Origin of the sequence: Pseudomonas piscis (genome assembly GCF_009380155.1) — a bacterium.
Classification (GTDB): domain Bacteria; phylum Pseudomonadota; class Gammaproteobacteria; order Pseudomonadales; family Pseudomonadaceae; genus Aquipseudomonas; species Aquipseudomonas piscis.
On the sequence record NZ_WHUV01000003.1, the window covers coordinates 12504 to 36564 of the forward strand.

19 protein-coding genes and 2 pseudogenes are annotated in these 24061 nt (G+C 64.9%); 9 read left to right on the plus strand and 12 right to left on the minus strand.

Going from position 1 to position 24061, the window contains the following annotated elements; translation table 11 throughout:
• Positions 1-108 precede the first annotated feature (108 nt).
• From GDH07_RS16825 to GDH07_RS16840, 4 genes are all read right to left on the minus strand, one after another.
• A complete protein-coding gene (locus GDH07_RS16825) occupies positions 109-1716 on the minus strand; it encodes a J domain-containing protein (RefSeq protein ID WP_152898339.1) in 1608 nt (535 codons plus the stop codon).
• 9 nt (positions 1717-1725) lie between these two features.
• On the minus strand, positions 1726-3423 hold the full coding sequence (locus GDH07_RS16830) for a molecular chaperone HscC (RefSeq protein ID WP_152898340.1): 1698 nt from the start codon (positions 3421-3423) through the stop codon (positions 1726-1728).
• Between the two features lie 166 nt (positions 3424-3589).
• Positions 3590-5290 (minus strand): acid phosphatase, encoded by a 1701-nt coding sequence (locus tag GDH07_RS16835; protein ID WP_152898341.1) that lies wholly within the window; start codon positions 5288-5290, stop codon positions 3590-3592.
• Between the two features lie 188 nt (positions 5291-5478).
• The gene (locus tag GDH07_RS16840) at positions 5479-6897 is read right to left on the minus strand and encodes a short-chain fatty acid transporter (protein ID WP_085594650.1); all 1419 of its coding nucleotides are present in this window, start codon (positions 6895-6897) and stop codon (positions 5479-5481) included.
• Between the two features lie 115 nt (positions 6898-7012).
• Here GDH07_RS16840 and GDH07_RS16845 point away from each other — a divergent pair, with 115 nt between their 5' ends.
• Together GDH07_RS16845 and GDH07_RS16850 are read left to right on the plus strand one after the other, a co-directional pair.
• A complete protein-coding gene (locus tag GDH07_RS16845) occupies positions 7013-7246 on the plus strand; it encodes a Pathogenicity locus (RefSeq protein WP_053132117.1) in 234 nt (77 codons plus the stop codon).
• Positions 7247-7334: 88 nt separating this feature from the next.
• Positions 7335-8651 carry an MFS transporter gene (locus tag GDH07_RS16850; protein ID WP_103326751.1) on the plus strand — a complete coding sequence of 439 codons (1317 nt, stop codon included), beginning with the start codon at positions 7335-7337 and terminating at the stop codon, positions 8649-8651.
• 15 nt (positions 8652-8666) lie between these two features.
• On the opposite strand, the gene GDH07_RS16855 is transcribed toward GDH07_RS16850, so the two are convergent.
• Entirely contained in the window at positions 8667-9086 is a 420-nt protein-coding gene (locus tag GDH07_RS16855; RefSeq protein ID WP_053132113.1) for a lysozyme inhibitor LprI family protein, read from the minus strand.
• Between the two features lie 211 nt (positions 9087-9297).
• Here GDH07_RS16855 and GDH07_RS16860 point away from each other — a divergent pair, with 211 nt between their 5' ends.
• Positions 9298-10194, plus strand: coding sequence for a cation diffusion facilitator family transporter (locus tag GDH07_RS16860; protein ID WP_053132110.1), 897 nt, complete (start codon positions 9298-9300; stop codon positions 10192-10194).
• A 9-nt stretch (positions 10195-10203) separates the two neighbouring features.
• Here GDH07_RS16860 and GDH07_RS16865 read toward each other — a convergent pair whose 3' ends face one another.
• Positions 10204-10878 (minus strand): heavy metal response regulator transcription factor, encoded by a 675-nt coding sequence (locus tag GDH07_RS16865; RefSeq protein WP_053132105.1) that lies wholly within the window; start codon positions 10876-10878, stop codon positions 10204-10206.
• Between the two features lie 382 nt (positions 10879-11260).
• Between GDH07_RS16865 and GDH07_RS16870 the strand changes: the two genes are divergently transcribed.
• From GDH07_RS16870 to GDH07_RS16880, 3 genes are all read left to right on the plus strand, one after another.
• Positions 11261-12529 carry a TolC family protein gene (locus GDH07_RS16870; protein WP_053132101.1) on the plus strand — a complete coding sequence of 423 codons (1269 nt, stop codon included), beginning with the start codon at positions 11261-11263 and terminating at the stop codon, positions 12527-12529.
• 199 nt (positions 12530-12728) lie between these two features.
• The gene (locus GDH07_RS16875) at positions 12729-13958 is read left to right on the plus strand and encodes an efflux RND transporter periplasmic adaptor subunit (RefSeq protein WP_022640941.1); all 1230 of its coding nucleotides are present in this window, start codon (positions 12729-12731) and stop codon (positions 13956-13958) included.
• 27 nt (positions 13959-13985) lie between these two features.
• A complete protein-coding gene (locus tag GDH07_RS16880; RefSeq protein WP_152898342.1) occupies positions 13986-17120 on the plus strand; it encodes a CusA/CzcA family heavy metal efflux RND transporter in 3135 nt (1044 codons plus the stop codon).
• An 84-nt stretch (positions 17121-17204) separates the two neighbouring features.
• On the opposite strand, the gene GDH07_RS16885 is transcribed toward GDH07_RS16880, so the two are convergent.
• The 3 genes from GDH07_RS16885 to GDH07_RS16895 form a co-directional block, all read right to left on the minus strand.
• Entirely contained in the window at positions 17205-17663 is a 459-nt protein-coding gene (locus GDH07_RS16885) for an REP-associated tyrosine transposase (protein ID WP_022640939.1), read from the minus strand.
• A 371-nt stretch (positions 17664-18034) separates the two neighbouring features.
• Positions 18035-18241 (minus strand): hypothetical protein, encoded by a 207-nt coding sequence (locus tag GDH07_RS16890; RefSeq protein ID WP_022640938.1) that lies wholly within the window; start codon positions 18239-18241, stop codon positions 18035-18037.
• Between the two features lie 175 nt (positions 18242-18416).
• The gene (locus GDH07_RS16895; RefSeq protein WP_053132092.1) at positions 18417-19745 is read right to left on the minus strand and encodes an OprD family porin; all 1329 of its coding nucleotides are present in this window, start codon (positions 19743-19745) and stop codon (positions 18417-18419) included.
• A gap of 328 nt (positions 19746-20073) precedes the next feature.
• On the opposite strand from GDH07_RS16895, the gene GDH07_RS16900 reads away from it, so the two are divergent.
• Positions 20074-20406, plus strand: a complete 333-nt coding sequence (locus tag GDH07_RS16900) for a DUF2790 domain-containing protein (protein ID WP_031320521.1) — start codon at positions 20074-20076, stop codon at positions 20404-20406.
• 75 nt (positions 20407-20481) lie between these two features.
• Here GDH07_RS16900 and GDH07_RS16905 read toward each other — a convergent pair whose 3' ends face one another.
• Positions 20482-20976 carry a RidA family protein gene (locus GDH07_RS16905; protein ID WP_022640935.1) on the minus strand — a complete coding sequence of 165 codons (495 nt, stop codon included), beginning with the start codon at positions 20974-20976 and terminating at the stop codon, positions 20482-20484.
• 305 nt (positions 20977-21281) lie between these two features.
• Here GDH07_RS16905 and GDH07_RS32870 point away from each other — a divergent pair.
• A pseudogene (locus tag GDH07_RS32870) lies at positions 21282-21914 on the plus strand (PAS domain-containing protein); the annotation flags it as partial.
• A gap of 162 nt (positions 21915-22076) precedes the next feature.
• A pseudogene (locus tag GDH07_RS32875) lies at positions 22077-22508 on the plus strand (methyl-accepting chemotaxis protein); the annotation flags it as partial.
• Between the two features lie 44 nt (positions 22509-22552).
• Here the strand turns inward: GDH07_RS32875 and GDH07_RS16915 are convergent.
• Positions 22553-23101: a GNAT family N-acetyltransferase gene (locus tag GDH07_RS16915; RefSeq protein WP_022640933.1), complete on the minus strand. Its 549-nt coding sequence runs from the start codon at positions 23099-23101 to the stop codon at positions 22553-22555.
• A 49-nt stretch (positions 23102-23150) separates the two neighbouring features.
• On the minus strand, positions 23151-24056 hold the full coding sequence (locus GDH07_RS16920; RefSeq protein WP_022640932.1) for a LysR family transcriptional regulator: 906 nt from the start codon (positions 24054-24056) through the stop codon (positions 23151-23153).
• Positions 24057-24061 lie beyond the last annotated feature (5 nt).

The window sequence follows — 24061 nt, forward strand, 5'->3', positions numbered from 1 at the left end:
CTTTTCAGCGTGAACCCCGTCGAAGGGGGCAAGACATACTGGTACAGCGCCGGGCGCAGCGACAGCCGGCGCTGAAAAAATACCTTCCATCCGGCCGCTTGTCGGTACCTACCCCGGGATCAGGCGGGTCAGGGGAAAGCCCAGGCCATGGATCTGGCAGGCGCGTACGAGCACCACCATGAGCAACAGGTACACCGGTTGCCATGGGCTGAAGTGATTCCAGTGCAGTGCCCCCAGCCACGGATGCCGGGCATGGAATTGCGGGTTCGCCTGGCCGATGCGTCCTGAGTGCAGCCAACCGATCAGGACAAAGCCCAGGTAGCCGAGCATTCCGAGCAGACCGAGCCAGAAGCCGAACAGCGCCAGCATCACCAATTGCGGCACTCCGTGGCGCAGGATGAGCCAGTAGCTCCTTGGATTCAGGCGCTTGGGCACCAGGCGCTCGGTCAACCACAGGTCCGGTAACAGCAAGTGGCCAATCAATTGTTGCCAATTGCTGAGCAGGAGGATCCCGAACCCTCCCAGCATGGCACTGCAGACCAGCCCCAGGATCAGCGCCAGCTCAGGGCCGTAGCCTGGCCTGGGCATGAAGTACAGGCCCAGGGCCAGGCCGCTGCCCAGGCTGCAGCGTATCCAGTTGTCCACACCTATCAGGCGTGGAACCAGGCTCCTCCAGAACAACAGGTCGTGCTGGGGCAGGCGTTCCACCAGGGCCGGGAAGCGCGAGGCCAAGGTATGCGACAGCTCCAGGCAGGCCTGCCAGTGTTCGCTCTGGAAGTGACGGACCAGGGCGACCTGGCGGCGCCGGGACGGCGGGGTCAGGAACAGCCGCGCGGCTGCGGACTGGGGCGTGGTATCCGCGTTGTTGGCGGCATCGGCCTCTAGCTTCTGGTAGAAGGCTTCCTGTTGGTAGCGCTCGGCCAGCGCTCGCCACATCCATTCGGGTTCCGGGGTCGCGCCGCGCTTTTCATCCCAGCCGAACAGCTGGCATACCCCTTCGAACACCGACGCCGGCCAGGGCTGCTGATGCAACAGTTCCAGGACCTCACCCTGCCAGTACTGGCGATGGTCGAAGATCTGCAGCCAGGGCTGTGCGCAGTAGCCGCCCAGGCATTCGAGGAACTGCCGGTCCCGGCCTGCGGCCAGCAGTTCTTCCAGCACTCGGCGATATTGCTGCAACAGGCCTTGTACCAGTACCGCTTCCTGCAAGGCGGTCATCGACGGGCGTTGCCAGGGCGTCAGCCAATCCAGGTGGGCCACGGCCCATTCGATCAGCGCCAGGTGTTGTCCGGGAGTGTCGTAACAGATTGCCAGCAAATGCTTGAGGAAAGGTTCGGCGCAGTCCTGCTCTTGGGCCTGCTGCCAGCGCTGTGGCAGGTTGCTGGCGTCCAGGCCGTCCTGCAGCGATCGTAGCACCGGCACCGGCACCGGCACCGGCACCGGCACCGGAGCGGGGCCGGGCACTGGCAAAGGGGCCAGTTCCACCAGGGTCGACCATTGCCGCAGGTTGTCGGCTGCTGGCTGTTGCGCCTCGTGCGCAGCCTCGCTGGTTCGCCAGCGGGCCAGTTGCAGGGCCCGTTCGTAGGCTTCGCGCAAGCGCTGGAAGCCCTCGGCATCGGTGTCGGGCCGCACGCTCTTCAACTGCCGGGCGTAGCTGCGCTTGATCTCTCGTTCATTGGCATCTTGTGGCAGCTCCAGCACCGACCAGCAGTCCATGGGTGGCTCCTAGTGCCAGTGGCCGTTTTCCAGGCGCTGCAGTTGCTCGTTGAGCTGGCTGCGCAGTTCACGGATCCGGCGCTCGTCCTGGGTGTCCAGCATCTGCTGGAACTGTCCGGCCCAGTAGCCGACCTGCTCGCGCAGTTCCCCCAGGCTCTCCTGGTAGAGGCGTTCCAGGCGAGCGCTGAGCAGGGTATTGGCCTGCTGGTCCCGAGGGTGGACCTTCAGTTGCGCCAGGGCCAGCAGGCGCTCCTGGATTTCCTCCGGGGTCAGTACGCCCGGGTTGTTCTCGATCACCAGCGAGTGGCTGTCCCCGGTCAGGGGAATGGTCACCTGGGCCTCCAGCAGGCCGTTGATGTCGTAGGTGAAGCGCACATCCAGCGAGACTTCCCCGGCCGGGCGCTTGGGCACCTTGATTTCCAGCTGGCCCAGGGCGACGTTGTCGCGCACCAGGCGGCTCTCGCCCTGGAAGATCTTCAGCAGCACATGGTCCTGATTGTCGTGCAGGGTCTGCACGGACTTGACCCGGCTCACCGGCACCACGCTGTTGCGCTCGATGATCGGCAGGTAGTGCCCGCTTTCGAACTGGTTGCCGTGCTGTTGGGTGGTCTCGATACCCAGGGTGTAGGAGCAGACGTCGGTCAGCACCACCTCTTCCAGGGCCAGGCTGCGTGCCTTGAGCGCGGCCTGCACCGCAGCGCCCTGGGCCACCACCTGGTCCGGGTCGAGGGTGATCGAGGGAAACCGGCCGAACAGCCCGGCTGCCAGCTTGCGCACCAGGGGCATGCGGCTGGCGCCACCGACCAGGAGGATTTCATCCAGGTCGCTGACCCGGATCCGCGCGTCGCGCAGGGCCCGCTCGATGGGCAGGCGCAGGCGTTCCAACAGGGGCGCGCAGAGCGTCGCCAACTGGGCCTGGGTGATGGTCTGGGTCCACTGCCGGCCGTCCACCCGCAAGCTGAATTCGGCGCTGCTGTCCTGGCCCAGGGCCCGGCGCACGCGCTCGGCTTCGCGGCGCAGGGCCTGGAGCACGCTCTGGCGCTCGGGGAAGTCCGGGACCTGGGCCTGTTGTGCGAGGAAGTGCTCCAGCAACAGGCTGTCGAAGTCCTCGCCACCGAGGAAATTGTCGCCGGCGCTGGCGCGGACCTCCATGACCCCGTCGAACAGTTCCAGGATCGACACGTCGAAGGTGCCGCCGCCCAGGTCGAAGACCAGGAACGAGGTTTCCTTGTCACGCTGGTGCAGGCCGTAGGCCAGGGCGGCGGCAGTGGGTTCGTTGACCAGCTTCTCGACCTTGAGCCCGGCCAGCTCGCCGGCGATCCGCGTGGCCTTGCGCTGGGCGTCGCTGAAGTAGGCCGGCACGCTGATCACCGCTTCTACCACCGGTTCGCCATAGCTGCGCTCGACGTCTTCCTTGAGGCTCTTGAGCACCAGCGCCGAGAGTTCTTCCGGGCGCCAGGAGCGCTCGCCCAGGCGTACTTCGGTGTTGCTGCCCATGTAGCGCTTGAACAGCGCGGTGGTCAGGTGTGGATGGGTATGCAGGCGTTCCTTGGCGGCCTGGCCCACCAGGACCCGGCCTTCGTCGTCCAGGCCCACAACGCTGGGCGTCAGGAGCTGCCCCAGAGCGTTGGGCACCAGTTCGCTGGTAGTTTCGCGCCAGACCGCGACCAGGCTGTTGGTGGTTCCCAGGTCGATGCCTACGATCATGACGACGAACTCCTTGGCGGGGGTATAACGGCTGAAACGAATAAGAGGCGCGCAGGATATTACCCGGCGGGGGAATGGGTAAAGAAAATGATGTCACATGGCTATTATAGGGGCGCGCCAACCATTGCCGCCCCTGGTTGGCGGCAATGGCGCACCGGGGGCCGGGTCAGGCCTTGAAGTGCAGGGCGTTGGTCAGGTCGCCCATGGGCTTCTGGCCACGAGCGACCATGGCCTGGTCGCGCTCCTTGAGGCCGTCGAGAGTCTCGAGTTGGAACACCCGGGTGATCAGCCGCAGGACCGAGGCGGTGTCATAGACCGTATGGTCCACCGTGCCCTTGCGGGCGAACGGCGAGACCACCAGCGCCGGGATCCGCGTCCCCGGGCCCCAGCGGTCGCCCTGGGGCGGTGCGACGTGGTCCCACCAGCCGCCGTTCTCGTCGAAGGTGACCACCACCACCATGTTTTTCCACTGCGGGCTCTCGCGCAGCACCTTCAGCGCCCGGTCCAGGTGCCGGTCGCCGGCGGCGACATCGGCATAACCGGCGTGCAGGTTGAGGTTGCCCTGGGGCTTGTAGAAGGTCACCGCCGGCAGCTTGCCGGCCTCGGCGTCGGCGAAGAACTTGTTGCTGCTCGACTCGTCGCCCAGACCGCCGTCACGCAGGCGCTTGGCGCGCTCGCCCGGGTTCTCCGGGCCCTGGCGCACGAAATAGTTGAACGGCTGGTGGTGGTACTGGAAGTTGGGGATCTTGGGAATCCCGCCGGAATCCTTGAACTGCTCCAGGGTGGCCTGCCAGGCGCCGCCATACCAGGCCCAGTCGACATTCTTCTTCGACAGCTTGTCGCCGATGTGTTCGTGGGTCTGGGGCACCAACACGCTGGGCAAGTCGGGCTTGGCGTAGTCCGGGCGGTCCGGGTCGCGGATCCAGGTCGGCCAGTAGGGCGGGGCCATGGTGTTGACCGCGTAGCCGTCCGGGGTCAGCGCGCTGGGGCCGAATTGCGGCGCACCGTCCATGGCGCTGGCCGGGGATTTCTCCAGGGGCTTGAGACGGGTGCCCTTGGGATCGTCGCCCTGCAAGGTGGCGATCTGCGACTTGGCCACCGAGTTGGCTGCATCCGGGTAGAACGGCGCCCTGGCGCTGATCAGGTACTGGTGGTTGAGGAAGGAGCCGCCGAAGGCGCCCTGGAAGAAGTTGTCGCACAGCACGAACTCCCGGGCCACGTCCCACAAGCGCAGGGAGTAGCGGGTCTGGGCGTAGTAGCCCATGGGCAGGGCGCCGGAGTCGGCCCAGGCGACGAAGCCATCGTTCTTGCCGCCGTTGATCTGCATCTGGTTCTGGTAGAACACATGCCACAGGTCGCGGGTCACCAGGCCCAGGGGCAGGTCCTCGCCCTGTGGTCCCTTGAGGGGGAATGGGGCGTTGGGCAGGTTTTCCTGGAACTGGCTTTCCACCGGATAGGTAACCCCATCCAGGGTCTGCGGACCGACTTGCAGCAGGCCGCCCCAGATCGGCGGCAGCTTGTCGAGCAGGCGGCCATCGCGATCGCGTTGTTGGAACGCCTCGGGCTTGAGGGCCGCCAGCGGCTGCTCGACCCCGGGGAAGTTGGCGAACAGGTTGTTGAAGCTGCGGTTCTCGGCGTAGATCACCACCACGGTCTGCACCTGCTCGTGCAGCGCCTGGTCCAGTTCGGTGGGCGACAGCGGGCGCTCATCGGGCTTGCACTGGGGGTCGCCGGTCTTGCCGCAAGCCGCCAGGGTGGCACCGACGCCCAGCACCGCGGCCCCGCCCAAAAAGCGCCGGCGGCTGGTGCCTGTGGGGTGCTCGGCAGCGTTTTCCTTGGTGTCACGCGGGTCGGTATCGTCGCTCATGGCGGCTCCTTGCTCGTCTGTCCGGGTAATCGTTACAAAGTATTTCGCAGGCACGGTAACAACCGAATATGACAAAAAAGCTACAGCGACGCAGGGGTGGGTTGGCTTCGGTGGAACCGCTCAAGCCCGGGCTATGCCGGGAGTTATCCACAAGCCGCGCAGGGCGGCTTGTGGAGCCTGGGCGATGCTCAGGGGGTCATGGGTGGCAGGTAGGCCAGGGTCGTGCCCAGGGCCCAGAGCAGGATCAGCACCAGGGGCGTATGTACCAGCAACTGGACGAAGGAGAAGCCGATCAGGTCCCGGGCCTTCAGGCCCAGAACGCCCAGCAGCGGCAACATGTAGAAGGGGTTGATCAGGTTCGGCAAGGCCTCGGCAGCGTTGTAGATCTGCACCGCCCAGCCCAGGTGGTACTGCAGGTCGTTGGCCACCTGCATCACGTAGGGCGCCTCGATGATCCACTTGCCGCCGCCGGAGGGAATGAAGAAGCCCAGTACCGCCGAGTACAGGCCCATCAGCAAGGCGTAGGTATCGTGGGAGGCGATCTGCACGAAGAAGGTCGAGATGTGATGGGCCAGGGTCTGGCCGTCCACGCCCTTGACCACGGTCATCAGCGCCGCGATGGAGCCGTACAGCGGGAACTGGATCAGCACCCCGGTGGTGGTCGGCACCGCCCGGGCCACGGCATCGAGAAAGCTGCGCGGGCGCCAGTGCAGCAGGGCCCCGGTCATCAGGAACAGGAAGTTGTAGGTGTTGAGCCCGGAGATCGCGGTGATCGCCGGCTTGGTGGCGAACTCGTGATACAGCCAGCCGGCGGCCAGCAGGGCCAGGAGGATGATCAGCAGCGGGCTGTGTTCCAGCCATTCGCCTGGGCGGGTGCGTGGTTGCGCCTTGGGCAGGCTGAAGCTGGGATCGACCCCGCAGGCCTGGGCGTCACGGGCGCTGCCGGGGCCGGGGGCGGTGGCGTAGGCGATCACCAGCGACACCACCACCAGCGCCAGCAGCAGTACGCCCGACTGCCAGAGGAAGATGGTCTGGGTGAAGGGGATCACCCCGGTGATGGCCAGGATCGAAGGTGGCAGGCTGCCGGGGTTGGCCTGCAATTGCGCGGCCGAGGATGACAACCCCAGGGCCCAGACCGCACCCAGGCCCAGGTAGGCCGCGGCGCCGGCGGCGCGGTAGTCCATGCGCAGCTCGGTACGCCGGGCCAGGGCCCGGACCAGCAGGCCGCCGAACACCAGGGACAGGCCCCAGTTGAGCAGCGAGGCGAGCATCGAGATCAGTGCCACCCAGGCTACCGCCGAGCGGCCGTTGGCCGGGATGCGAGCCAGTTTGTCGATCAGTTTCACCGCTGGCGGCGAGCTGGCCACCACATAACCGCCGATGACCACGAAGGCCATCTGCATGGTGAAGGGGATCAGGCTCCAGAAACCGTCGCCAAAGGCCATGGCTGCATCGGTGGGCTTGGCACCCATGGCCAGGGTGGCCAGGGCGACGATGATCACCGCCAGCGCGGCGAACACCCAGGAGTCGGGAAACCAGCGCTCGGCCCAGTTCGAACAGCGCAGGGCGAAGCGGGCGGAGCGGCTATCTTGAATATCGGCGGCCACGTGGATACCTCGTGTTTTCTTATGTTTGTAAGGAGGTCGGCCGCCCCGGGCTGGGGCGGTCGAGAACTGTGCAAGAATGCGGCAATTGCCACGTACTGCAAAGGATTGAACGCACATGACATTTTCCCCCGAAGAACGCGCCGCGCTGCTCCAGGTCAAGGGTGTGGGACCCACGGTGGTGGGGCGCCTGGAGCAGCTGGGCATCGCCTCCCTGGCCGAGCTGGCTGGCGCCGACGCCCTGGATATCGTGACCCGGGCCTCCTCCCTGGTGGGTTCCAGTTGCTGGAAGAACAGCCCCCAGGCCCGCGCGGCGATCCAGGCCGCCATCGCCCTGGCCAAGGGCAACTGAATCTGCGCCCGGTGCGGGGAACGGCTTGTTCCCCGGGACTTTTGCGTAGACCATGGCGCCCTTGTCTTGTGCCACCCGAGTTGCCCTCATGACCCTTGCCAGCGAATCGACGGCGCGTTTTTCCCGCGCCGACTACAGGACCCTGGGCCTGGCCGCCCTGGGCGGGGCCCTGGAAATCTACGACTTCATCATCTTCGTATTCTTCGCCCTGACCCTGAGCCAGCTGTTCTTTCCACCGGAAATGCCCGAGTGGCTGCGGCTGTTGCAGAGCTTCGGGATCTTTGTCACCGGTTACCTGGCCAGGCCCCTGGGCGGCATCCTCATGGCCCACTTCGCCGACCGCCTGGGGCGCAAGAAGGTCTTCAGCCTGAGCATCCTGATGATGGCGCTGCCGTGCCTGCTGATCGGCAGCATGCCCACCTATGCCCAGATCGGTTATTTCGCGCCCTTGTTGCTGCTGGCGCTGCGGGTCCTGCAAGGCGCCGCGGTGGGTGGCGAGGTGCCCAGTGCCTGGGTGTTCGTCGCCGAGCATGCTCCCCGGGCCCATCGCGGTTATGCCCTGGGGTTTCTCCAGGCCGGACTGACCTTCGGCTATTTGCTGGGGGCGTTGACCGCAACCCTCCTGGCCCAGGTCTTCAGCCCCGAGGAAATCCTCGACCACGCCTGGCGCTATCCCTTCCTGCTCGGCGGGGTATTCGGCGTGATCGGTGTCTGGCTGCGTCGCTGGCTGGGCGAGACCCCGGTGTTCATGGCCCTGCAGCAACAACGCGAGAACGCCAGCGAACTGCCCCTGCGCACGGTGCTGCGCGAACACCGCCTGGCGATCCTGCCAGCCCTGATCCTCACTTGCGTGCTGACCTCGGCGGTGGTGGTGTTCGTGGTCATCACCCCGACCATGATGCAGAAGAGCTTCGGCATGAGCGCCAGCCACACCTTCGCCCTGAGCAGCCTGGGCATCGTCTTCCTCAATCTCGGCTGTGTCCTGGCGGGCCTGCTCGTCGACCGCCTGGGGGCCTGGCGCACGGTGATGTTCTACAGCCTGCTGCTGCCCCTGGGGATCGCCGTGCTCTACGGCTGCCTGATCAACGGTGGCGCCTGGATCGGCCTGGCCTACGCCATCGCCGGCCTGGGGTGCGGCGTGGTGGGGGCCGTGCCGTCGGTGATGGTCGGGCTGTTCCCGGCACGGATCCGCGTCTCGGGGATTTCCTTCACCTACAACATCGCCTATGCCCTCTGGGCCAGCATCACCCCGTTGCTGTTGATCGCCCTGATGCCCTGGAGTCCTTGGATCTGCGTGATCTTCTGCGCGGTGATGGGGGCGATCGGGGCAGCCAGTGCCGGGTATTTCGGCACCCGGGTCGGCGAGGCCCGCCGGTCCCAGGTCCAGGAAGCCGGCTGCTGTTGAGCTGGCGGCCTGGCTTCAGTCGACCAGCAACTGGTCCAGGTAGTGACTGCGCTCGTTGCTCAGGCGGGTTACGCAACGGTTGATCAAGGTGGTGTGGGCCGGTTTGCCCGGCTCCACGTCGACCGCCTCCAGCACGCAGGTGCTGTCGCGGTACTTGATCCAGGCGCGCTGGGCGTTCTTCAGCTTGCCCAGGTACTCCTGCTCCTGGAGCAGGTTGCCGGGATAACGCTGGTGGACCCGCTCCAGCAGCGCCTGGTAGCTCTGGTTGAGGGCGCTGTCGGCCAGCTCCTTGTCTTGCTGGGCACAGCGATCGACCTGCTGGCTGTATTGGATGTGCGCGCAGTCCAGGGCTGCTGCTCGCGCTGGCAGCCAAGCGCCGCCGGCGCCGAGCAGCAGGGCGGTGGCCAGAGCGAAGATCCGGGGCTGGCGAGGCATGGCGATCCCTTGGGCGAAGAATGAAGCGGGCATTCTACAGGGCCGCGGCCGGCACAAAAGCGACATGAGCGCGCGGGCCGCGAGTGGCCCTGGTGGCACGCTGGATAACCGGCAGATAACAGCCCGATGACAATTCGCCCGGCCGAGCCTGTCCGGCGCTCAACCGGACTATCATCAGGCCGAGGTTTTCCACCACACCGCAGGAGGCTCCATGGGCGCAGGACACAGTCACGGACAGGTACGGGCCGGGCACGAACGCAAATTGTGGATGGCCCTGGGGCTGACCGGCAGCTTCATGATCGCCGAGGTCATCGGCGCTTTCGTCACCGGTAGCCTGGCGCTGTTGTCGGATGCCGCGCACATGCTCACCGATACCCTGGCGCTGGCGATATCCCTGGTGGCGATCCAGGTCGCCAAGCGCCCGGCGGACCGCAAGCGCACCTTCGGCTATGCGCGATTCGAAATCCTCGCCGCGGCCTTCAATGCCCTGCTGTTGTTCGTGGTGGCCTTCTACATCCTCTTCGAGGCCTGGCAACGCTTGCAGGCACCGCCCGAGATCCAGTCCACGGGAATGCTGGTGATCGCAGTGCTGGGGCTGATCGTCAACCTGATCTCCATGAGCCTGCTGGCCTCCGGCAGCAGCCAGAGCCTCAACGTCAAGGGCGCCTACCTGGAGGTCTGGAGCGACATGCTCGGCTCGCTGGGGGTGATCCTCGCCGCACTGGTGATCATGTACACCGGCTGGGGCTGGGTCGATTCGCTGGTGGCCGCGGCCATCGGCCTGTGGGTGCTGCCACGGACCTGGACCCTGCTCCGGGAAAGCACCAACGTGCTGCTGCAAGGTGTGCCCGAAGGCATCGATATCGACCAGGTGGAGCAGGGCATTCGCGGCGTGCCAGGGGTCAGCGATGTGCACGACCTGCATATCTGGGCCCTGACCAGCGGCAAGAACGTGCTCAGCGCGCACCTGGTGGCCCAGTTGGGCAGCCGTGACGAGCAGGCGATCCTGGCCGAGGTCAGCGAGCTGGTGCAGGAGCGTTTCGAGATCGCCCACGTCACCTTGCAGGTGGAGCAGTCAGGCTTTCACGAACAGGCGCACCAGCACTGAGGGTGGCCCTCAGTCGCGCTCCTCGAGCACATAGCCGACACCGCGCAAGGTATGGATCAGCTTGCGCTCGAAGGGGTCGTCGATCTTGGCCCGCAAGCGGCGGATCGAGACCTCCACCACATTGGTGTCGCAATCGAAGTTCATGTCCCAGACGAAGGAGATGATCTGGGTCCGCGACAGCACCACGCCGCTCTGGCGCATCAGCAGGTGCAACAGGGCGAACTCCTTGGTGGTCAGGTCGATTCGCTGCTTGCCGCGAAAGGCCCGGTGGCGGCCCTGGTCCAGCTCCAGATCGGCGACCCGCAGCACATCCGGTACCGGCGACTGCTCGCTGCGGCGCATCAGGGTACGGACCCTGGCCAGCAGTTCGGGAAAGGCGAACGGCTTGACCAGGTAGTCGTCGGCCCCCAGGTCCAGGCCACGGATCTTGTCCGCCAGCCGGCCCTGGGCGCTGAGCATCATGACCCGGGTATTGCTGAACTGGCGGATCTGGTCCAGCACGCCCCAGCCGTCGATCTGCGGCAGGTTGACGTCCAGGATCACCAGGTCGTAGGCATGCTGGCGCGTCAGGTACAGGCCATCGGCGCCGCTGTTGGCGCAGTCCACGATATAACCACTTTCCGTCAATCCTTGTTGCAGGTAGTCGGCAGTCTTGAGTTCGTCTTCGATAACCAGGATGCGCATATTGAGGAAGTTCTCTGCAATTGATATTGGTAGTCGACAAACACTGGAAAGTTATTATTTAAGTTGTGGGCAAGTTGTCGTTGGTAAGTTGTTAAGTTGCTTGTGGAACTTCTCTTTGTGGGCGTGGAAGTGCCGTGGGACTTGGCTTTGTTGATGGGATCTTAATACAGAAGCCTAGGCCGTAAACCTTGATTACAGATTTGTAATTTTTGCGCCACCCTGCTGATAAGGACCGAAAGTTAAAGTTGGCCGATCTTGAATATTTCCCTGTCGACAAGTACAGCGGTGTAATTCATATCGGTCGAATAACCCTTTTATATGTACCGGTATATACCGCCGTGCCTGCGCCAAGACTTCGTTTCAGCAAGGGTCGGAACCTGATATGCCGAATTTCCCGAGAATCTGCGCCCGGGCCGCAAGGCGCTGTTGCACGGCTTTATTACTGGTCCTGGCGGGGCAAGCCGCGAATGCCGCCGGGCAACCGGTGTTGAGCCTGGACAGCGCCATGGCCAAGGCTTTTGCCAACAATCCGGAACTGGCCGCTGCGAGCTGGGAGATCGATATCGCCCAGGGCGCCCGCCAGCAGGCCGGGCTGATTCCCAACCCGGTGCTATCCACGGATATCGAGAACACCAAGCGCGGACAGGGCACCACCTCGGTCAAGCTCACCCAGACCCTGGAACTGGGGGGCAAGCGCGGCGCGCGGGTGGAGGTGGCCAGCCAGGGCCAGAGGCTCGCGGACCTGGAGCTGGATCGGCGGCGCAACCAGTTGCGCGCCGATGTACTGGACGCCTACTACGCAGCGCTGCGGGCCCAGGAGCGCACGCAATTGGCCGGGCGCTCCCTGGCCCTGGCCGAACGCGGTCTTGCCGTGGCCCAGGGGCGGGTCGGTGCCGGCAAGGCATCGCCGGTGGAGGCCACCCGGGCCCAGGTGCAACTGGCGGAGATCCGCCTGGAACTCAATCGTGGCCAGTTGGAGCAGGACAACGCCTATCGGCAGCTGGCCAGGGTCACCGGTAGCGCCAGCGCGGACTTTTCCGCAGTGCAGGAGCAGTCCGGGGGCGTCACTGCGCCGCCGGCGCCAGCGCAGCTGTTGAATCGCCTGCCCCAGACTGCGGAGCTGCGCCTGGCAGAGCAGGAGATCGCCCAGCGCGAGGCGTCCCTGGACCTGGAAAAGGCCCAGCGCATTCCCGACCTGGACATCAGCATCGGCAGCCAATACGACGCCAGCAGGAACGAAGACGGCAGCAAGAAGGACCGGATCAACCTGGTCGGCCTGTCGATGCCGTTGCCGCTGTTCAATCGCAACCAGGGCAACGTGCTCTCCGCCGCGCGCCGCGCCGACCAGGCCCGGGACCTGCGCAACGCCACTGAACTGCGCCTGCGTACCGAGACCCGCCAGGCCCTGGAGCAGTGGGAAACCGCCCGGCGTGAAGTGCAGTCGTTCAACCAGACCATCCTGCCCGCCGCCCAGAGCGCGGTGGACAGTGCCACCCGTGGCTTCGAGATGGGCAAATTCAGCTTTCTCGAGGTGCTCGATGCCCAGCGCACATTGATTGGCGCCCGCAACCAGTACCTGGTGGCGGTAGCGCAAAGCACGGATGCCTGGGTACGGATCGAGCGTATCTACGGCGACCTCAGCCGCTGGTGAAACCCTGGCTGCGGGGCCTCGCGTACTTCGCCCTGTTGCTGCTCAGCGACTGCGGCAGGGTGCCTCCGGCCAGCAGCCACGAGCCCCCCCGGCACTGGTGCGTGCACGAGCTGCACCGGGCCCTGGAGAAGTTCTTCTTTCCGTCTACTTCGTAAGGCCGCGCCTGCGCCGCCGACCCTCGACATTTTCAGGAGCATCCATGGACAAAAAACGCAGCCTTGTTGTGGCCATAGTGGCGGTGGCCGGCCTGGGGCTGGCGGCCTCTTTGCTGCCGGGCCTGTTCAATCGCCAGGCCCCGGCCACAGGCCAGCCTTCAGCGTCCACGGCGCCCGCCGGGCATGGCGAACCGGGGCATACCGAGCAAGGGCACGGCGAACAGGGCCATGGGGAGGAGGGCCACGAAGGCCTGGTGGAACTCGATGCCCAGCAGATTGCCGCGGCCGGGATCGAGCTGGCCGAGGCCGGCCCGCGGCGTCTGGATCGCCTGCTCAGCCTGCCGGGGGAGATCCGCTTCGACGAGGACCGCACCTCGCATATCGTGCCGCGCGCTGCCGGGGTAGTGGAGTCGGTACAGGCCAACCTCGGCCAGTCGGTCAAGCGTGGCGACCTGCTGGCGGTGATTGCCAGCCAGCAGGTTTCCGACCAGCGCAGCGAGCTGGCGGCGGCCGGCCGGCGGGTGGAACTGGCCCGTACCACCTTCGAGCGTGAGCGTCAGTTGTGGGTCGACCAGATCTCCGCCGAGCAGGACTACCTGCTGGCGCGGCAGACGCTGCAAGAGGCCGAGATCGCCCTGGGCAACGCCCGGCAGAAGATGGCGGCGCTAGCTGGCAGTGCCCAGCTGGCGGGGGGCAACCGTTATGAAATGCGTGCACCGTTCGATGGCGTGGTGGTGGAAAAGCACCTCAGCGTCGGCGAAGTGGTGGGCGAGACCACGGCGGCTTTCACCCTGTCCGACCTGTCCCGGGTCTGGGCGACCTTCGGCGTATTCCCCAAGGACCTGGACAAGGTCCGGGTCGGCCAGTCGGTGAATGTCAGCTCCAGCGAACTGGGCTCCCAGGTCCGCGGGCAGGTGGCCTATGTCGGCAACCTGCTGGGGGAGCAGACCCGCACCGCCACGGTCCGGGTGACCCTGGCCAACCCCAAGGAGACCTGGCGCCCGGGCCTGTTCGTGGCGGTCGAGGTGGCCACCGCGGCCGTCGAGGTGCCGGTCAGCGTGCCCCAGGAGGCGATCCAGACCGTGGAAGAACGGCCTTCGGTGTTCGTGCGCGTGGCCGAGGGTTTCCAGGCTACGCCCGTGGTGCTCGGGGCCAGCCAGGATGGGTTCGTGGAAGTCCGCGAAGGCTTGGCCGCCGGCGCCCAGGTCGCCACGCGCGGCAGCTTCACCCTCAAGTCCGAACTGGGCAAGGGTTCGGCCGAGCACAGCCACTGAACAGGCCCTAGCGGAGAGTGACTATCCATGTTTGAACGCATCATTCAATTCGCCATCGAGCAGCGCATCATCGTCCTGCTGGGGGTACTGCTGATGGCCGGTATCGGCATCGCCAGCTACCAGAAGCTGCCGATCGACGCCGTCCCCGACATCACCAACGTCCAGGTGCAGATCAACTCCGCGGCGCCGGGTTTCTCGCCGCTGGAGACCGAGCAGCGCATCACCTTTCCCATCGAGACCGCCATGGCCGGCCTGCCGGGCTTGCAGCAGACCCGCTCGCTATCGCGTTCGGGCCTGTCCCAGGTGACGGTGATCTTCAAGGACGGCACCGATATCTTCTTCGCCCGGCAACTGGTCAACGAGCGCCTGCAGGTGGCTCGCGAGCAACTGCCCGAAGGGGTGGAGGCGCAGATGGGGCCGATTTCCACCGGGCTGGGAGAAATCTTCCTGTGGACTGTGGAGACCGAGGAAGGCGCACGCAAGGAGGATGGCACGCCCTATACCCCAACCGACCTGCGGGTGATCCAGGACTGGATCATCAAGCCGCAGTTGCGCAACGTTCCCGGGGTAGCCGAGATCAACACCATCGGCGGCTTCGCCAAGGAGTACCAGATCGCTCCTGATCCCAAGCGCCTGGCGGCCCACCGCCTGACCCTCACCGACCTGGTGACGGCCCTGGAACGCAACAATGCCAACGTCGGTGCCGGCTATATCGAGCGCAGCGGCGAACAGTTGCTGATCCGTGCCCCGGGGCAACTGGCCTCCATCGACGATATCGCCAACATCGTCATTAGCAGCAGCGACGGCACGCCGATCCGCGTGCGCAACGTGGCCCAGGTGGAAATCGGCCGTGAGCTGCGCACCGGCGCGGCCACCGAGAATGGCCGTGAAGTGGTGCTGGGCACAGTGTTCATGCTGATCGGCGAAAACAGCCGCGCGGTGTCCCAGGCGGTGGCCAAGCGGCTCGAGGAAATCAATCGCACACTGCCCGAGGGCGTGGTGGCGGTCACCGTGTACGACCGCACCAACCTGGTGGAGAAAGCCATCGCCACGGTGAAGAAGAACCTCTTCGAGGGCGCACTGCTGGTGATCGTCATCCTGTTCCTGTTCCTGGGAAATATCCGCGCGGCGTTGATCACCGCCCTGGTGATCCCGCTGTCGATGCTGTTCACCTTCACCGGCATGTTCAGCAACAAGGTCAGTGCCAACCTGATGAGCCTCGGCGCTCTGGACTTCGGGATCATCGTCGACGGTGCGGTGGTGATCGTCGAGAACGCCATCCGCCGGCTGGCCCATGCCCAGCAGAGCCACGGGCGCATGCTGACCCGCTCGGAGCGCCTGCATGAAGTCTTTGCCGCGGCCAAGGAAGCCCGGCGCCCACTGATCTACGGCCAGTTGATCATCATGGTGGTGTACCTGCCGATCTTCGCCCTCACCGGCGTGTCCGGGAAGATGTTCCACCCCATGGCCTTCACCGTGGTCATGGCCCTCCTGGGGGCGATGATCCTTTCGGTGACATTCGTCCCGGCGGCCATTGCGCTGTTCGTCACCGGCAAGGTCCAGGAGAAGGAGAACCTGGTGATGCGCAACGCCAAGCGTGGTTATGCACCGGTGCTGGACTGGGTGATGCAGCGGCGCGGGCTGACCTTCGCCCTGGCCGGCGCGGTCCTGGTGGGCAGCGGCCTGTTGGCCAGCCGCATGGGCAGCGAGTTCATCCCCAGCCTCAGCGAGGGCGACCTGGCCCTGCAGGCCCTGCGGGTGCCGGGTACCAGCCTTTCGCAATCGGTGGACATGCAGCAGCGCCTGGAGAAGACCCTGCTGGGCCAAGTGCCGGAGGTAGAGCGGGTGTTCGCTCGCACCGGCACCGCGGAGATCGCCTCTGACCCGATGCCGCCGAACATTTCCGACAGCTACGTGATGCTCAAGCCCAAGGCCCAGTGGCCAGACCCGGGCAAGTCCCGGGAGGCGCTGATCGCCGATATCCAGCGCGCCAGCGCCATGGTGCCGGGCAATGCCTATGAGTTGTCGCAGCCGATCCAGTTGCGTTTCAACGAACTGATTTCCGGGGTGCGCAGCGATGTCGCGGTCAAGGTCTTCGGCGACGACATGGCGGTGCTGAACAAGACTGCCAACGAGATCGCCAGCGCCTTGCAGGGCTTGGCGGGCGCTTCGGAGGTCAAGGTGGAGCAGACCACCGGGCTGCCGGTGCTGACCATCAATATCGACCGTGACAAAGCCGCGCGCTATGGCCTCAACGTCGGTGATGTGCAAGACACCATCGCGGTGGCCGTGGGCGGGCGCCAGGCCGGAATCCTGTATGAGGGCGATCGGCGCTTCGACATGGTGGTGCGCCTGTCCGATCAGTTGCGTACCGACATCGATGGGTTGTCACGGCTGTTGGTCCCGATCCCGGCGACGGCCGGCAGCGTCAACGGGCAGATTGGTTTCATCGCGCTGTCGGAAGTGGCCAGCCTGGACTTGGTCCTGGGGCCCAACCAGGTCAGCCGGGAAAACGGCAAGCGCCTGGTGATCGTCAGCGCCAACGTGCGCGGTCGGGATATCGGCTCCTTCGTCGAGGAGGCCACGACCCTGATCGCCGACAAGGTGAAGGTCCCGGCGGGTTACTGGACCACCTGGGGCGGCCAGTTCGAACAGTTGCAGGAGGCTTCCCAGCGCCTGCAGGTGGTGGTGCCGGTGGCCCTGCTACTGGTGTTCGGCCTGCTGTTCATGATGTTCAACAACCTCAAGGACGGACTGCTGGTGTTCACCGGAATTCCCTTCGCCCTGACGGGCGGGATCATGGCCTTGTGGCTGCGGGACATTCCGCTGTCGATCTCGGCGGGGGTCGGTTTCATCGCCCTGTCGGGGGTGGCGGTGCTCAACGGGCTGGTGATGATTGCCTTCATCCGCAACCTGCGGGAGGAGGGGCGGTCGCTGCCCATGGCCATCCGTGAGGGCGCCCTGACCCGGTTGCGTCCGGTACTGATGACGGCGTTGGTGGCGTCCCTGGGCTTCGTGCCCATGGCCTTGGCCACCGGCACCGGCGCCGAGGTGCAACGCCCCCTGGCCACGGTGGTGATCGGCGGCATCCTGTCCTCCACCATCCTCACCCTGCTGGTACTGCCCGCGCTGTACCAGTGGGCCCACCGCCGGGAGGAGTGATGCCTGTGTGATCGCTCCCGGGAGTGGCTTCGTTTAGCCGCTGCCGCAGGCTGCGCACGGAAGCGCAGCGGCCGCGGTTACAGGTCAGAGCCAAGCCGCATCCCAAAGGGAGTAGTCGCCTACACGCAGGACCAGGCCGGCGCGGACCGGGTTGCAGATGATGTAACGGGCAATTGTCTTGAGGTTTTCCTCCTGGCGCACCGCCCGTTGGCAGTACCCCTTCTGCCAAAGTCGGCCACGGTTATTCAGGCGCAGGTTGATATTGCGTCCGCTCCTGGACTTGAGCCGGCACAACGCCTCCTCCAGAGAGCATTTCTGCAGCTGGAACAGCCAATGCAAGTGGTCGGGCATCACTACCCATGCAAGGGTCCGAGTCAGGCCTGCCTCGTGCTGATCCTTGAGTTGCTCGACCACCAGACGGCCGAGCTGGAAGTCGTCGAATACTCTGCGCCGGTGCTCGGTGACAACCGTCACGGAATAGATCCTGCCAATCTCCGAACGCCGTCCCTTGAACAGACGGAAACCATCAGGCCGGCCCCTCATTTCCTTGCGCTCCATCAGGTTGAACGATTTGTCTCAACCTAGCCCTGACCCGGCTTGTTGGCAGATGTATCCGGTTTCCCCGTATGTCCCAACCTTGTAGCCGCTGCCGAGCAACGCGAGGCTACGACAAGGCCCGTAGGGCCTTCGGCGATCGACCGGGCGACTTCATGTTGCGGCCGCTACGCGCCCGGGCGCAGCCTGCGGCAGCGGCCACAGGTTTGCGGGGCGCGAGATCGCGGGTGTCGCCATGAAGGCGGTGCGTGAGGAAGGCAAAAAAAAGCGCCCCGAGGGGGCGCTGAAGATTCATCTCTTTCCAAAGGAGCATCATGAAAACGCTTCAAGAGATGAATGTGCTCTGTGGGCCAACGCCGTCAAATATCTTCGCCAGCCTTGCTGGGTGTGGAAGGGGCGTCGGTGGTGGCGGTTTCCGTTTTCTGCTCGGATTCGCCATGAATCTGTTCCTGGCTGACCAGGAAGGCTTCGCGGGCTTGCTGCGAACGTTCGCTGCCGTCGGCGGCCCAGGCACCGAGGCTGGTGCTGGCCAGAAGGCCGATGAACAACAGTTGGCTGGGACGCATGATGTTTCTCCTGACAGGTTGGCCGCCTTCGAAAAACCAGCGGATCCGAATCTGCCAAGGAGTATAAGGAGACCAACCTAACGAGAAGGTGAGGTGGATATTACAGTTCTGCAAGACATGAGTCTGTGAAGAAGTTTTAACACCGGGCAGGCCGCAACCTGCCCGGCCAGAGCAATCAGAGCAGTGCCAGTGGGTATTCGACGATCAGCCGGAATTCCTCCAGGTCCGACTCGAATCGGCTGGAGCGGACGGTGGCCTGGCGGATGCGCAGGGCCAGGTCCTTGAGCTGTCCGCTCTGGAATACGTACTTGGCTTCGATATCCCGTTCCCAGCGCCGCTGGCCGGTCAGTGGATTGCCCGCCGCGTCGCGTTGCATGTACTGCGCGTTGGCATGGCTGTAATCGGCGCCCCGGCCGCGTCCATAGCGGGCCATGAAGCTCAGGCCGGGGACGCCCAGGGTCTGCATGTCCAGGTCATAGCGCAGCATCCATGAACGTTCCTTGGGGGCGTTGAAATCGCTGTACTGGAGCGAGTTGTCGAGGAAGATCGAGTCCGACTGGCGCAGGTAATCGAAGGGGTTGTTGCCGTTGTTGCGCTGGTGGGAGAGGGCCAGGGTGTGGGCGCCGAAGGTGGCGCCGATCTTGGCGCTCCAAATGTTGTTGTTCAGCTCGCCCAGCTCTTTGCGGCCTTCGTCCACCACGTTGTAGTAGTTGAAGGCGCCCAGCAGCGTGAGGTCCTGGGACAACGGATACTTGCCCGAGAGGCCGAAGTAGCGCTGGTCCCAGACCTCCTTGAGGCGGCTGCCGTAGAGGCTGACGCTGAGGTTGGGGTCGATTTGGTAGTCACCACCGAAGTAGCCGACCCAGGGAGAGTCCACCTTGCCCTTGTAGAAGGTGACGAAGCCCTCGCGCAGGCTGCTCTGGTTCGTCGAGCCCACGGCATGCAGGCGCCCGGCTTGCAGTTTCAGGTCGTCGAGGCTGGTGTTCTCCAGGGTGAAGCCGCGAAAGCTCTGGGGCATCACCCGGGAGTCGCCATAGTGCAGTACGGGTGTCATGGGGAACACATCGCCGATCCTGGCCACGGTATCCAGGGCTCGCACCTTCACCGCGCCTCCCGCCTTGCCATAGCTGTCGGCCGGTTCGTTCCTGCCGTTCACCGGCAGCATGGCGAACGACCCCTTGCCGCCGCTGCGCCCTGTTCCGGAGTCGAGCTTGAAGGCATGCATGACAAAAGCATCGAGGCCGAAACCCACGGTGCCCTGGGTGAAGCCCGATTCGAACTTGCCGATCAGGCTTTGGGTCCAGGCTTCGGAATAGCCATTGCCGGTGGGGCTGGACTGGCCCTTGCGGTCATCGCGATTGAAATAGAAGTTGCGTAGCAGCAGGTTGAGCTGGCTGCCTTCGATAAAGCCTTCGGGACGTTCCTCGGCAGCTACCGCCGCCATAGGACCGAGCCCCAGTGCCGCAGTGAGTGCGGACAGGGACACAAGTGGGTTGATACGCATGGGAGGGCGCTCCTGAGTGTGCAGCTATCGGTTTTTATATCGCCGCAGGCGTTCTTATTGGTTTGGCCGCCGGGGCATCGCCGCGCCCGGAACCGTTGTCGATAGTTGCAAACCGCAGATAACGACGGGGTGACCCGACAATTACAATTGCGCAAGAAAATGGCTGGCCAGAGATCGCTCGGATGAGCTGCAGCCCTTGTGGGCCGGGCTTTTCGTGAATCTGGCCGAAGGTGGGAGAGGTGCCTTACAGATAAGTAATGCGCGCGCGATGATTCTGACAGGGTCGGTTTTTTATCCTCGTGGACATCAACAGAACGAGGAGGCTGTCATGAAACTACTTAACTTGAGCATCGCCGCGATGCTCTTTGCCATCTCTTCCCTGGCGTTGGCCGAAGGTGGCGGTGACCGTACCTTCGCCCGGGCCATGCAGGAGAACGAAAAAGCCATGGAGCGCTACGCCGCGAAGCAGGGCAAGACCGCGCCGGTGGTGCAGAACTACCGCTATGGCATGGAGCTGGATATCGTCAAGGTGGTCAACATCACTCCACCGATCAAGTCTTGTCAGGTGGTGCCTTCACGCATGACCTATGAAGATTCCAGTGGCCAGCTCAAGACCATCGAGTACCAGATCATGGGCCAGTGCCGTAACAATGGCAGTTGATCCATGGATGGCCACTGCCGTGCCCGCGATGTGCCGGCCGGGTCCCCGAGGGCGGCCCGGCCGCTGCCGGCGTCTTCAGTCCTGCGCCGATCCGGGATGCAAGGCGACGATCATGTCGACCTCCACCGAAGCGTTCTTCGGTAGTTGGTAGACCCCCAACGAAGTCCTGGTATGCACGCCGGCCTCGGCAAATACCGCATAGAGAATTTCCGAAGCGCCGTCCGCCACTTCGCTTTGCTGGGTGAAGTCCGCCGCGCTCTGGACGTAGACGTTGATCCGCAGGATTCGCTTGATCCGCCCAAGGTCGCCGAGCATCTGCTCGAGGATGGCCAGGGCCCGCAGGGTGCAGATCCGCGCGGCGTGCCGGCCCTGTTCCAGGGAGGTCTCGGCGCCGACCCGGCCCACCACCATCACCGTGTTGTCGACCCGCGGGATCTGCCCGCTGACGTAGACCTCGTCGCCGTTTCGTACCGCCGGCACGTAGTTGCCGCCAATGCGCATCTGGCCTTCGAAACTGTGGCCGACCCGTTCGGCCGCCTGGAGGAAAAGTGCCTTGCGTGATGCATCCATGAGCCAACTCCGTCGATCGCCAGTGAAATTCGCGAAATCGCACTATACCCATTGCCCTGCGCCGCACAATCCCCGGCCAAAGCCCCGTTTCACGGGGGGTGGCAGCCATCGAATTATTTTCGTCGGACAGCCTCGCACGGCTATTAAGAAATGTATTTCAGCGCCGATGTTAGGCCCAAGGCAGCCTATTTTTTCCAGTCCCCCGGTACACCCACATGTTCAATAAACGCTTGAAGCAAGAGCTGGCGACCATTCGTGAAGAGCTTTCGAGCCTTCAGCAAGTGAAGGAAAGCCTTGAAAGCGAGATGCTCGTGATCAATTTGAGCGCCGATGGACGGATTCAATCGGTCAACCACAACTTCGCCCAGGAAATGCTCTACAAGAGCGGCGACCTGGTGGGGCGTCCTCTGGAAGATATCGTCCCGGCCCACGTCAAGCACGACGAGTTCCACCTGCGGTTCAAAAGCACCCTGACCCGGGGCGAGCATTTCGCCGGGGCGGTGCGCCTGTTGCGTGGCAATGGCCAGGAAGCCTGGCTGCGTTCGATTTCCCAGCCGGTGCGCGACTCCGAGGGACGGATCAAATACTTCGCGATTTTCTCCAGCGACCTGACCCGCACCATCGAGGCATCCCGCGAGCACGAGAACCTGATCGGCGCCCTGGTGCGCTCCACCGCCGTGATCGAGTTCGACCTCAACGGCAACGTCCTCAGCGCCAACGAGCGGTTCCTGTCGAGCATGGGCTACAGCCTGGCGCAGATCCAGGGCAAGCATCACCGCATCTTCTGCGAGCCCGAGGAGTACAACAGCGCGGCCTACCAGGACTTCTGGCGGCGCCTGAACGCCGGCGAGTTCATCGCCGAGCGTTTCAAGCGGGTCGATGCCCATGGTCGGGTGGTCTGGCTGGAGGCTTCGTACAACCCGGTGCTGGACGCCAACAACAAGCTCTACAAGGTGGTGAAGTTCGCCACCGTGATCACCGACCAGGTGAATCAGGAACTGGCGGTGGCCGAGGCGGCGAGCATCGCCTACAACACCTCGCTGCAGACCGACAGCAGCGCCCAGCGCGGCACTGCGGTGGTCACCGAAGCGGTGACGGTGATGCAGGACCTGGCCAGGCACATGCAGGATGCCGGTAACGGCATCGAGGCCCTGAGCGAGCAGTCCCTGGTGATCGCCAGCATCGTCAAGACCATCAGCGGGATCGCCGAGCAGACCAACCTGCTGGCGCTCAACGCCGCCATCGAGGCGGCCCGGGCCGGTGAGCAGGGACGAGGGTTCGCGGTGGTGGCCGACGAAGTCCGGCAACTGGCTTCGCGCACCAGCAACGCCACCGACGAGATCGTCGGCGTGGTGCGCCAGAACCAGGACATGGCCCGCACCGCGGTGGAGCTGATGGTCGAAGGCAAGCAACGGGCCGAGCAGGGCCTGGCCCTGGCGGCGGAAGCCGGTACGGTGATCGTCGAGATCCAGGACGGCGCCCAGAAGGTGGTCAGCGCGGTGGGGCAGTTCGCCAACCAGCTCTCGACTTGACGCCACCTGGCCAGGGGCGCCCGTTCAGGCGGGCGCCGGCCGGTTCAGGGCTGCAACGGCCCGTGGCATTCATAGTGCAGGCGATCGAACCACTGCCCGTGGAGCAGGAAGCTGCGGCGTGAATGGCCGTAGCGGGAAAAACCGCAGGCCTCGAGCACGCGTACCGAGCCGATGTTCTCCGGCCGGGCGTTGGCCTCGAGGCGGCTCAGGCCCAGCTCGCCGAACGCCCGTTGCAGTACCTGGGCTACCGCCGTCCTGGCGATCCCGCGGCCGATGAAGCGCTCGCCAACCCGATAACCCAGCTCGGCGCAATTGAAGTAGTGCCGTTGCACCCGGTGCAAGTTGACCCGCCCCACCAGCAGGCCGTCCTGGCGAATCAGGAACTGGTAGCCACGGTCCGCCTCGGCGTCTTGCCGCGCCTGGACGATCGCCTCGGCGACGCCCTCGCTGCAGTAGTAGCTGGGCGACCGGGCGTTGATCGAGGCTTCGAAGAACGCACGGTTCTGCTCTTCGAAGGCCAGCAGGTCATTCAGGTCGTCGAGCTGTGGAGCAGCGATCCGCAGGTGCGCCATGGTCCAGGTACCTCCATCCATTGGGGGCGCTTTCATCTCACGATTCGCCGCCCTCGGGCAAGCCCGGGGCTCAAGTCTGCAGGTGTGGTTGGATCAGCTCGGCGAACCATTCGATGAACACATTGAGGCGGCGCGAGCGATGGCGCCGGTCGGGATACAGCGCGCAGATATCCATCGGCGCCACTGGCAGCCCGTGCAGCACTTGCACCAGCTCGCCACGGTCCAGCAGGTGCTGCACATCGAAGCGTGGAACCTGGATCAGGCCCAGCCCCTGGCGGCAGCAGGCGATGTAGTTTTCCACGTTGTTGACGATCACCCGGCTGGGCAGGCTCATCAGGTGCTCGCGGCCTTCGAGCAGGTATTCCCAGGGTTGCTCGCGGCCGGTGTCCGGTGAGGCATAACCGATCATCCACTGGCCCTGCTGCAGGTCCTGGGGGCTGTGGGGTTCACCATGGGCGGCGAGGTAGGCGGGGCTGGCGCAGTTGATCAACCCCAGCTGGCCCAGGGGACGGGCGATCAGGCTGCTGTCGGCCAGGCTGCCGACGCGGATCGCGCAATCGACTCCTTCCTGCACCAGGTCGATGCTGCGGTCGCAGGCGCCCAGGGCCAGTTGCAGTCCGGGGTATTGAGCCAGCCACTGGGGCAGGGCGGGCACGATCAGGCGCCGGGCGATGCGGCTGGGCACATCGATGTTCAGGCGACCGCTGACATCCACCTGGCGATGCTGGAACAGCTGGTTGAGTTCCGCCGCGTCGGCCAGCAGGCGCCGGGCCCGTTCCAGCAGGATGGCGCCGTCGGCGGTCAGTTGCACCTGGCGGGTGGTGCGGTGCAGCAGCCTTGTGCCGAGGCCGGTTTCCAACTGCTGCACCGCCGAGGACACCGTGGCCCTGGGTAACTCCAGGACATGGGCGGCCTTGATGAAACTGCCCATGTCGGCCACCTGGATGAACACCCGGTACTGCTCAAGTTTATCCATCGTCG